Genomic DNA, 10,141 nt, shown 5'->3' on the forward strand with positions numbered 1-10,141 from the left:
GTCTGGTACTTTTGTTTATCAGACACTGGGACCGGGCGTTTGTGTGTTTCCCCTCGGGTCCCGGGGTGGGGGGGCGGGCCCCCCGGGGGCCCCCACACCAGCACCCTAGGAAGCACAGGGCCCCGGCGGTCCCCGACACCTGTCAGGGGCACGGCCATGATTGACTGTCCGTCACCACACGGTTTTTCGAACGGGGGCGGACCATGGCCGACGACCAGCGCGTCTACATCGTGACCGGCGGCGGGAGCGGCATCGGCGCCGCCACCACCCGGCTGCTGCGCGCCGCCGGCCACCACGTCGTCGTCTCCGGGCGCCGGCCCGAACCGCTGCGCCGCGTCGCCGAGGAGACCGGCGCCCTCGCCCACCCCGCCGACGCCGGCGACCCGGACGCCGCCGACGCCCTGGTGGCCGCCGCCCTGGCCGCCCACGGCCGCCTCGACGGACTCGTGCTCAACGCCGGCACCGGCGTGGGCGGCGCCGTCGGCGACCTCACCCCGGAGAGCTGGGAGGCCGTGATGCGCACCAACGTCACCGGCCCCTTCCTGCTCCAGCGCGCCGCCCTGCCGCACCTGCTGGAGGCCCGCGGCGCCGTCGTCGCGGTCGCCTCCGTCTCCGCCCTGCGCAACGGCCGCGGCGACGCCGCCTACGCCACCTCCAAGGCCGCGCTGCTCCAGCTGTGCCGCTCCCTGGCCGTCGACTACGGCGGCCGCGGCCTGCGCGCCAACATCGTCTGCCCCAGCTGGATCCGCACCGACATGGCCGACCGCCGCATGACCCGCTTCGCCGCCGAGAGCGGCCTCGCCACCCTCGACGAGGCCTACGACGCCGCCACCCGGCTCCTGCCGGCCGCCCGCCCCGGCGACCCGGCCGAGGTCGCCGAGGCCGTCGCCTGGCTGCTGTCGCCCGCCGCGTCCTTCGTCAACGGCGCCGTCCTGACCGTCGACGGCGGCGTCACCGCCGTCGACCCCGGGACCCTCGCCTTCGACTTCCACATCGAACCCCGCGCGCCGCGCTCCTGACCGGTCGTCGGGCCGGGCGGTCACGGCGCCGGGGCCGCGACCGGCGCCGTGACGTCGCCGTTCAGGATCATGCGGTGGACGCGGCGGAGGTCCTGGCCGGGGTGGACGGCGAGGTCGTCGCGCAGGCGGCGGCGGGTGCGGTCGAAGACGGCGAGGGCGTCGGCCTGGCGGCCGCCCAGGTAGAGGGCGTGCATCAGCATCGCGGCGACCGGCTCGTTGAGGGGCTGGGCCTCGGCGAGGGCGGACAGTTCGGCGACGGCCTCGCGGTGGCGGCCCAGCCGCAGCTGCCAGCCGAGTTTGCGCTGGGCCAGGGCGGTGCGGTGCTCGGTGAGCCGCAGGCGTTCTTGTTCGGCGAGCGGGCCGGGCTGGCCGGCCAGGGGCTCGCCGCGGAACAGGTCCAGGGCCAGGGCGCACAGGCGGACGGCCTCGGGCAGGTCGCCCGCGCGTTCGGCGGTGCCGGCCGCGGCCCGGAGGTCCTCCATGCGGGCGACGTCCACGGCCACCGTGCCGGGCACCAGCCGGTAGCCGTCGCGGTCGCTGGCGATCACCGCGTGCGGTCCCCCGCCCGTGCGCAGGGCCTTGCGCAGGCGGTAGACGTAGACGGGCACGACCTTGGTGCCGGGCGGCTCCTCGCCCCAGACGCCGTCGACGAGTTCACGCTGGCTGACGGCACGGCCCGGGCGCAGCGCGAGCGCGGTCAGGACGGCCTGCTGGCGCAGGTGCCCGAGGTCGAGGGGGCGGCCGTCGTGCCAGGCCCGCAGCGGTCCGAGCAGCGAGATCCGCAGCGGCGGTCCGGGGGTGCGGCGGGTGCCGTCCGCGGGCGTGGGCCCGGTGGTGCGGCGGCGCGGGCCGTGGCCGGGGGAGACCAGGCCGGAGTCGAAGGCGTGGACGACGGCGGCGGTGCGGTCGGGCAGTCCGAGGCGGGCGAGGAGGCGGGCGAGGAGCCCGGCCACGGCGCGCGGCGGGATGGCGAGGGCGGCGGCGATCTCGTCGTCCTTCAGGCCGCAGCCGACGGCGTAGAGCAGGTCGCGTTCGCGCGGCCCGAGCGCGGCGTCGGCCGGGCGGGCGGTGATCGTGGTGGTGCTGGGTGGCGGCGTGGTGATCGGCATCGTGGCCCCCGGACACTGGATGGCTCTCTGCGGTGGACGCCGTCGATGCTGGTCCGGCCGCCGGGCCGGGGACAGGCCAAGCCACCGGCCATATCCGGCCGGTGACGGGTGGCCGGTCCCCCGTTCCCCGTCACCGGCCGCCCGCCGCGCCCGCCGTGCCCGCCGCCCCCGCTCACGGGGCGCCGAACACCACCACCGAGTTCTGGCCGCCGAAGCCGAAGTTCTGCTTCACGGCGACGTTGATCGGGGCGGACCGGCCGGTGAGCGGCGTGTAGTCGAGGTCGCAGTCGGGGTCGGGGTGCTCCAGGTTCGCCGTCGGCGGCACGTACTTGTCGCGGATGGCGAGCAGCACGCCGACGCTCTCCAGGACCCCGCACGCGCCGCAGGCGTGCCCGATGACGGACTTGGGCGCGGTGATCGCCAGGTTCCGGGCGTGCGGACCGAAGGCGCGCTTGAGGGCGGCGGTCTCGGCCCGGTCGTTGAGCGGGGTCGACGTGCCGTGCGCGCTGACGAGGTCCACGGCGTCGGCCCCGACCCCGGCGTCGGCCAGGGCGAGGGTGATCGCCCGGGCCGCGATCGCGCCGTCCGGCCGGGGGGCCAGGGCGTGGTGGGCGTCGCAGGTGGTGGCGGCGCCGAGGACCTCCCCGTGAACGGTGGCGCCGCGGCGCAGCGCCGAGCGCTCCGACTCCAGGACGAGGACCGCGGCGCCTTCGGCGGGCACCATGCCGTCCCGGTCGCGGTCGAAGGGGCGGGACGCGGCGGCGGCCTCGGCGGCGGGCCGCCGGGAGAGGGCGTCCAGGAGGGAGAAGGAGGCCAGGCACGGCAGGTCGAGCCAGCTCTCCACGCCGCCGACCAGGACGACGTCGGCGGTGCCGTCGCGCACCGCGCGCAGGCCGGCGCCGATGGCGTCGGTGGAGGACGCGCAGGCGGTGGAGATGGTGAGCACCGGGCCGGTGATGTCCAGTTCCTGGGCGACGAGCCCGGCGGCCTGGTTGGGCAGCAGGCGCAGCAGGCCGAGCCGGTCCATGCGTGACCAGCCCTCCCTGCGCAGGACCGTCACCTGCCGGGCGGCCTCGTCGAGCCCGCCGCCGCCGGTGCCGACGTACAGGGCGCCCGGTGGCGTGTGCAGGCGCGCGTCCGCCCGGGCCTTGACGGCGGCGGCGAACAGCAGTTGCTGGAAGCGGGAGGTGCGACGCACCTGCGGGGCGCTCAGGTAGTCCCGGGGGTCGAAGCCGGTGACGACGCCGCCGACCTGGCACGGCAGCGGTTGTTCGAGGTCCAGCGCCGAGACCGCGGACTTCCCGGCGGCCAGGGCGGCCCACAGCTCCTCGGGGGTGGGGCCCGCGCACGACTCGACGCCGATCCCGGTGACCAGGACGCGGTGGCGCACCGCCCGGGGCGTCACAGCGTCTCCGGCAGCGCGCCGCCCGCCGCGCCGCTTACCGCGCCGGCCCGGGCACCGCCCACCGCGCCGCCCAGCGCGTCGACGACGTCGCCGACGGTCTGCAGGTCGCCGATCCGGATACCGGTGTCCGCGAGCTCGACACCGAATTCCCGCTCCAGGACGACGAGCAGTTCCAGAGCTTCCATGGAATCGAGGCCGAGCACCGGACGGCCGGGTTCACCGGCGTAGAACAAGGCCGATTCCCGGGTGATGGAACCCGGGTTTTCGCCCAGGTCCGGGCGGATCTCGGAAATCGCCCGGACGACCACGGGCAGCACCTCGGTCATGATGAATTCCCTTCGTGATTCCGCTGGGTTCGTGGGGTGTTTTCAGGGACGGGGTGTTTCAGGGACGGATCGCGGAGAAATACACGCAGCGCCGCGTGATCGTGAAAGGCGTGCGCTCGTACTGCTGCTCCAGCGCCTCGGCGAGCAGGCCGGCGGCGGTGTCCCGCTCGATCCCGGGCAGTGCGGCGGCGGCGAACATCGGGGTCGAGCACAGGGCGGTGAGGAAGTCCCGGCCGAGGGTGAACTCGCGCTCGGTGCGCTCCACGCCGGTGAAGCCGGCCGCGGCGAGGGCGGCCTGGTAGTCCCCGGCGGTGCGCCGCAGCCCCGGCGGGCGGCCGGTGACGGCGGCGGTGCGGGCCGGTGTCAGGCCGCGGGCCCGGGCGGCGCGGCGGGCCGCGCCGACCAGCTCGGCGTACAGCGGAAGGTCGGCGGCGCTCTCCGCGCCCGCGTAGAAGGCCGAGTTGAACACGAGGCGCCCGCCGGCGGCCAGCACCCGCCCGATCGCGGTGAGCGCCTCGCCGAGGTCCGGGACGAGGTGGATGCAGTTGGCGAGCACGGCGGTGTCGAAGCCGCCGGCCGGGAACAGCCCGGCGACGGCGGCCGCGTCGCCCTCGACGAAGCGGGCCCGGTGGCCCAGGCGGGTGCGCGCCGCGTCGAGCAGGGCCGGGTCGGGGTCGACACCGGTCAGGGCGACGGCCGGGTCGCGCAGCAGCAGTTGCTCGCTCACCGCGCCGTCCCCGCAGCCGATGTCCAGGACGGCCTGCCCGGCGCCGACCGGGACGAGGTCGAGCAGCGCGCGGTTCAGCCCGGCGTACGCCGGGTCGCGGCGCAGGGCGGCGTAGTCCGTGGAAGGCCCGCTGTCCGTTCGTGTGCTCATCAATTGACTCCCCGTGAATTCGGCGTCCCTCGCGACGTGCTTCCCGCGTTCTTTCCGGAATTGTTTCCGGCACGTTTCCGGTGCACTCCCGGCGTGCCGTGAAGCCCGGTGAACGGCGCCGACGCTAGCAATGGCCGCGGCCGTCGACAAGCGATTCCCGGCCGCCTGGCCGTCCCCGGGCCGCCCGGCCAGCGGAAATGGTTTCGTTTCATCCCCGCTTCATCGCCGCCGGATAGCTTCGGCGGCCCGCACGGAAAAGATCCCCGCATCCGGGCCCCGGAAGTCCGGGGGCTCTGCATTCGAGGCGCCGTCAGCACCGCGGGCGTCACAAGGAGAGCGTCAGTGGAATTCACAGAACTGGGCGACCGCACGACGCCCGCCGGCCGGCTGGTGTTCTGGACGCCGGCCGCCCCCGCCTCGGCCTGGGCCGACGACCCGCGGGCGCCCGCGCTCGTCCACGAGCACCACGTCCGCGCGGCCGCCGCCCGCGGCGCGCGGCAGGTGGACCCGGCGTGGATCGGCGTGTCCTTCCGCGTCGGCCCCACCGGCCGCGAGCGCCTGGCCCACGCCCTCGCCGCCTGGCTGCGCGCCCACGAGCACCTGCGCAGCCACCTGCTGCCCACCCCCGGCGGCTGCGCGCGCCGCACGCTGCCCGCGGGCGCGGTCGGGCTGCGCCGCGAGGAGATCGGGGTGTTCGCCGACGGTGCGTCGGTGCGCCGGCAGATCGAGGCGTTCTTCGACCGCGTCGGCCCGCTGGCCTGGCCGCAGGTGCTCTTCGCGACGGTCGAGGACGTGACGGCCGGGGACGTGACGGCCGGGGACGCGACGGCCCCGGGCGGGGTGACGGTGTTCGCGGGCGCCGACCACGGCGTCGCGGACGGCTTGACGCTCGCCATGGTCCCCGGTCAGATCCGCGACCTGCTGGCCGGCGGCGCCGGGCACCCGGCGGGCCCGACCTTCCTCGACTTCGGCGCCGCGGAGCCGGCCCTGGCCGAGCGGCTGCCCATGCGTCCCGAACACGTCGACCGCTGGCGGGCGTTGCTGCGCGGCGACGCCGGAGCGGCCCCCGCCTTCCCGCTGCCGCTGGGCGCCGGCGACGCCCCGCACGCGCAGCGCAGCACCGGGCGCTGGCTGCTCGACGCGCCGACGGCCGCCCGCTTCGCCGCCGCCTGCCGCGCGGGCGGCGGCACCACGTCCGCGGGGCTGCTGTCCTGCCTCGCGCTCGCCGCGGCGAGGGTCGCGGGCACCCGGCAGCTGTCCGCGGTGGCGCTGGCCAACACCCGCCCCGACCCGTGGCGGGCGGCGCCGGGCTGGTTCGTGGGCCTGCAGCCGGTCCGCATCCCCACCGCCCCGGGGGCGACCTTCGCGGACACGCTCGGGCACGCCGCCGCCGAACTGCGCCGCCACCGCCCGGGCCCGGGCAGCTCGCTCGCGCACGTGCGCCGGATGCTGGGCCGGGACGTCCGCCTCCGGTTCGTCGTCTCGTACCTCGACGTGCGCCGGGTCGACGGCACCCCGCCCGAGCAGGAGGACCGGATGCTGCGCAGCCGCGTCCACAGCCCCGGAGAGGTGCACGTATGGCTGACCAGGAGCGAGCGGGGCGTGCACCTGACGACGCGCTTTCCCGACACGGCCGTGGCGCGCACGAACGTCGCCCGCTTCGAGCGGGCCGTCGCACGGATCGCCGCCCGGACGGCCCTCGCCTCCCGCACCGCGACCGCCCCCGTCCCCGTCCCCGTCCTCGTCCCCGCTCCCGCCCACTGCCCGGAGGAGATGCTGCCGTGCGGATGACCCAGATCCTCGACTGGCGGCCCGCGCCCGGGGAGGTGGTCGAGTTCCTCCCGGTCGCCGACCGCGCCCCCGAGCCGCACGACGTACCGCCCTCCGGCTTCCAGCGCGCCCACCTCGGGATGGCCGCCGCCCGCCGCGCCACCGGGCAGCGGCAGTCGCCCTGGGTGGCCCTGGCCTTCGACCTGCCCGGCCGGGCCGACCCCGAGGCGCTCGCCGGCGCCTGGCAGGAACTCGTGCGCCGGCACGAGGCCTACCGCGCCTGGTACGAGCCGCGCGGCGACGGCCTGGCGGGCTTCCGCCTGCCGCCGCAGGCCCTCACCGTGCGCCCGGTGCGCGTCGGCACCTTCGCCACCACCGCGGACCTGCGCGACCACCTGCACCGCCGGATCGACGAGCACACCGCGCCCGGCCGCCCCGGCCCGGGCCTGCTCGCCGGCGTCGTCCTGCGGGGGACCAGGTCCACCGTCTACGCCGCGATCGACCACGCCTACACCGACGGCCACTCCATGGCCCTGCTCTTCGACGAGCTGCGCACCCACTACGCCGCCCGCGCCACCGCGGCCACCGCCGGACCCACCCCGGCGTCCGCGGCCACCACCGGACCCACCCCGGCCACCACGCCGGCCGGCCCGGACGAGGCCGTCGGCTACCTGGAGTACAACCGCCGCGAGCACGAACGCTCCCTCGCCCTGACCCCCGACGCCCCCGAACTCGCCCTCTGGTCCGCCTTCCTGGCCGCCGGCGACGACGGATCCGCCACCGCCTCCGGCGGCTTCCGGGCCCTGTCCGGCTTCCCCGTCGACCTGGGCACCGACGGCCACGCGCTCGTGCCCGGCGTCCGCCTGCACTACCCGGTGCTCACCGGCGCCCAGGCCGAGGCGTTCCGGGCCTTCTGCGCCCGCCACGGCGGCGGGTTCGCCGCCGGCGCCTTCGCCGCGCTCGCGCTCGCGCAGCGGGAGTTCACCGGCAACGACGTCTACCGCGTGCTGACGGCCGTGTCGACCAGGGCCTACCCGCGGCTGCTGCCCGTGCACGGCTGGCTGGTGAACTTCGGCCCGCTGCTCTTCCGGCTGCCCGCCGCGCCGGACCTCGCCGCGGCGGTCCCCGCCGCCCAGCAGGGCTTCCAGCGCGCCCGCGCCGCCGGCGACGTGCCGCTGCACCGGGCGCTGGACCTGCTCCCCGGTACGGCGCTGCCCGTCATCCCGCCGATGGTCTCCTACCTGGACGGCCGCGCCGCGCCCGGCTCCCGCGACTTCCTGCGCACCGACGCCACACTGCTGACCGGCCCGGACGGCGCGGCGGGCGTCTCGATGTGGTTCAACTGGTTCCGCGACCGGGCCGACCTCGTGGTCACCGTGCCGGACACCCCGCAGGCCGTCCAGGGCGTGCCGAAGTACCTCGACCGCGTCCGGGAGATCATCCTCACCGCCGCCACCCGCCCGGCCCCCTGACACGCCCGGCGGGTCGGCCCGGGCATCCCGTGCCGGCCCGCCCCACTTCGTCACGCACGGTGGCGACGGAAGCCCCCTCCTGGGGCGACCGTCGCCACCGCGACCACGGACCGTCATTCCCCTCACCGTTTCGAGTGATTCCGGGCCTGCGCTGTATCCACGGGTGATTAAGATCCACTTTCCGTGACCGAAAGTCAGAACACCCGCACGGCCCGGGAGAAGGCCGACGTCGTCGTCCTCGGCGCCGGACCCGCCGGGCTCACCCTCGCCAACCTCCTCCACGCCCGCGGCATCGACTGCGTCGTCCTGGAACGCGCCGACCGCGCCCACGTCGAGACCCGCGCCCGCGCCGGCTTCCTCGCCGCCAACACCGTGCGCACCCTCGACCGCCACGGCCTCGCCGACGGCCTGCACCGGCGCGGACAGCCCCACGGCACCTGCGAGTTCCGCACCGACGGCGGCAGCTTCCGCCTCGACTACGGCGGCCTCGGCCGCCGCGAGGCCCACACCGTCTACCCCCAGCAGGACCTGGTCACCGACCTGCTCGCGCACTACCTGGCCGCCGGCGGACGCATCCGCTTCACCACCGAGGCCCTCACCGTCCACGACGCCCACGGCCCCCGCCCCACCGTCGCCGCCCGCGACACCGGCGCCGGCACCGACGGTGAGACCGTCCACTGGCAGGCCCGCTACGTCGCCGGCTGCGACGGCCGCCACGGCGCCGCCCGCCGCTCACTGCCCCCCGGCACCCCCCGCCACCACCGCGACCACGGCATCTCCTGGCTCGGCCTGCTCGCCCAGGCCCCGCCCAGCCTCGACGCCGTCGGCTACGCCGTCCACCGCCGCGGCTTCGCCGGCCACATGGCCCGCACCCCCGACGTCACCCGCTACTACCTCCAGTGCGAACGCGGCACCGACCCCCACGCCTGGTCCGACGAACGCGTCTGGGACGAACTCGACACCCGCATGCGCAGCGCCGACCACCACCCCCTGCACCGCGGCCCGATCATCCAGCGCACCGTCATCGACCTCGAATCCGACGTCATCCAACCGCTGCGCCACGGCTCGCTCCTCCTGGCTGGCGACGCCGCCAGCCTGCCCGCCCCCGCCGCCGCCAAGGGCGCCAACCTCGCCGTCCTGGAAGCCGAACTCCTCGCCGACGCCCTCACCGACACCCTCGCCCACGGCGACACCGGCGCCCTCGACCGCTACTCGCGGACCAGCCTGACCCACATATGGCGCGCCCAGGAGTTCTCGCACTGGATGATCCAGCTCCTGCACGCCCCGCCCGGACCGGACGGCGAATCGTTCTTCCACGAATCCATGCGGCGCTCACGCCTCGACTCGCTGCGCACCTCCCGCGCCTTCCAGGACTGGTTCGCCGAGAGCTACGTCGGCATCTGAGCCCACCACGGCCGCACCACAGCCGCACCACCCGCACGACCGCATCCGCACGACCACGCCCGCATCCGCACGACCACGCCCGCACGACCACACCCTCACGAGCACCGAACCAAGGACGCCCACTCGATGACGACGACGCCCCCGGACGATGCGACCCGCCTGCACGCGACCGCCGACTTCGTCCGCCAGCAGGACACCGCCGACCTCCTCCCGCTCCTGCTGCCCGGCCTCGACGGCCCGGAACTGCGCGCACTGGCCGACCACTGCCACTTCGCCCACGCCGCCCTGCTCCTCCTGCCGCCCGACGAGGCCACACTGCGCGCCCAGCTCGCCGCCTGCGCCCTGGACCCCGACACCCCGCAGCACCCCAGCGTCGTCGTCCGCGACCGCCTCGCCCACCGCCACGGCCTCGACCCCGCCGCCCTCGACGTGCGCATCCTGCGCCCGCCCGTCACCGGCCCCGGCGAGGAGCCCCGCCTCGTCGAGGTCTTCGCCCTCACCGTGCCGCCCGGCTCCGCCCTCGCCGAACTCGCCGCCCACGAACGCGCCCACGAGCACGAGACCCACCTCGCCTTCGAGGTCACCCGCCCCGACCCGCTCGTCCTGCGCGGCCTGTGCGACCTCCTCGCCCGCCACGGCGCGGCCCCCGACGGCGGCGGCTACAACCCCCACGAGGACGGCACCGTCCTCTACTTCACCGCCCCCGCCGACGCCAAGACCGGCTACCGGCGCATCGAGCTCTACGTCCCCGGCGACCAC

The 10,141-nt window shown here is 76.3% G+C and carries 8 protein-coding genes and 1 pseudogene; 5 read left to right on the plus strand and 4 right to left on the minus strand.

The window, feature by feature from the left end:
- Nucleotides 1-203 precede the first annotated feature (203 nt).
- Nucleotides 204-1,019, plus strand: coding sequence for an SDR family NAD(P)-dependent oxidoreductase (locus ACFV4G_RS41570; protein ID WP_380448491.1), 816 nt, complete (start codon nucleotides 204-206; stop codon nucleotides 1,017-1,019).
- Between the two features lie 20 nt (nucleotides 1,020-1,039).
- On the opposite strand, the gene ACFV4G_RS41575 is transcribed toward ACFV4G_RS41570, so the two are convergent.
- The 4 genes from ACFV4G_RS41575 to ACFV4G_RS41590 all read right to left on the minus strand — a co-directional run bounded on the left by ACFV4G_RS41575 (nucleotide 1,040) and on the right by ACFV4G_RS41590 (nucleotide 4,736).
- Nucleotides 1,040-2,128, minus strand: coding sequence for a BTAD domain-containing putative transcriptional regulator (locus tag ACFV4G_RS41575; RefSeq protein ID WP_380448493.1), 1,089 nt, complete (start codon nucleotides 2,126-2,128; stop codon nucleotides 1,040-1,042).
- A 172-nt stretch (nucleotides 2,129-2,300) separates the two neighbouring features.
- Nucleotides 2,301-3,533, minus strand: a complete 1,233-nt coding sequence (locus ACFV4G_RS41580; protein WP_380448495.1) for a beta-ketoacyl-[acyl-carrier-protein] synthase family protein — start codon at nucleotides 3,531-3,533, stop codon at nucleotides 2,301-2,303.
- Nucleotides 3,530-3,859: an acyl carrier protein gene (locus ACFV4G_RS41585; RefSeq protein WP_380448496.1), complete on the minus strand. Its 330-nt coding sequence runs from the start codon at nucleotides 3,857-3,859 to the stop codon at nucleotides 3,530-3,532. Before ACFV4G_RS41585 ends, ACFV4G_RS41580 begins: the two co-directional genes overlap by 4 nt.
- Nucleotides 3,860-3,917: 58 nt before the next feature.
- Nucleotides 3,918-4,736 carry a class I SAM-dependent methyltransferase gene (locus tag ACFV4G_RS41590; protein WP_380448498.1) on the minus strand — a complete coding sequence of 273 codons (819 nt, stop codon included), beginning with the start codon at nucleotides 4,734-4,736 and terminating at the stop codon, nucleotides 3,918-3,920.
- Nucleotides 4,737-5,078: 342 nt separating this feature from the next.
- On the opposite strand from ACFV4G_RS41590, the gene ACFV4G_RS41595 reads away from it, so the two are divergent.
- From ACFV4G_RS41595 to ACFV4G_RS41610, 4 genes and pseudogenes are all read left to right on the plus strand, one after another.
- The gene (locus ACFV4G_RS41595; RefSeq protein ID WP_380448500.1) at nucleotides 5,079-6,527 is read left to right on the plus strand and encodes a hypothetical protein; all 1,449 of its coding nucleotides are present in this window, start codon (nucleotides 5,079-5,081) and stop codon (nucleotides 6,525-6,527) included.
- Nucleotides 6,518-7,978 carry a hypothetical protein gene (locus tag ACFV4G_RS41600; protein ID WP_380448502.1) on the plus strand — a complete coding sequence of 487 codons (1,461 nt, stop codon included), beginning with the start codon at nucleotides 6,518-6,520 and terminating at the stop codon, nucleotides 7,976-7,978. The genes ACFV4G_RS41595 and ACFV4G_RS41600 overlap by 10 nt, the downstream gene beginning before the upstream one ends.
- A gap of 183 nt (nucleotides 7,979-8,161) precedes the next feature.
- On the plus strand, nucleotides 8,162-9,382 hold the full coding sequence (locus ACFV4G_RS41605) for a 4-hydroxybenzoate 3-monooxygenase (protein WP_380448504.1): 1,221 nt from the start codon (nucleotides 8,162-8,164) through the stop codon (nucleotides 9,380-9,382).
- A gap of 126 nt (nucleotides 9,383-9,508) precedes the next feature.
- A pseudogene (locus ACFV4G_RS41610) lies at nucleotides 9,509-10,141 on the plus strand (methyltransferase); the annotation flags it as partial.

The organism is Kitasatospora sp. NPDC059747 (assembly GCF_042732955.1).
In the GTDB taxonomy this organism is placed as follows: Bacteria; Actinomycetota; Actinomycetes; order Streptomycetales; family Streptomycetaceae; genus Kitasatospora.

Coding starts and splice junctions, on each gene's coding strand:
- ACFV4G_RS41575 (WP_380448493.1), bottom strand. CDS start 2,128: ATGCCGATCACCACGCCGCCACCCAGCACCACCACGATCACCGCCCGC.
- ACFV4G_RS41590 (WP_380448498.1), bottom strand. CDS start 4,736: ATGAGCACACGAACGGACAGCGGGCCTTCCACGGACTACGCCGCCCTG.
- ACFV4G_RS41585 (WP_380448496.1), bottom strand. CDS start 3,859: ATGACCGAGGTGCTGCCCGTGGTCGTCCGGGCGATTTCCGAGATCCGC.
- ACFV4G_RS41570 (WP_380448491.1), top strand. CDS start 204: ATGGCCGACGACCAGCGCGTCTACATCGTGACCGGCGGCGGGAGCGGC.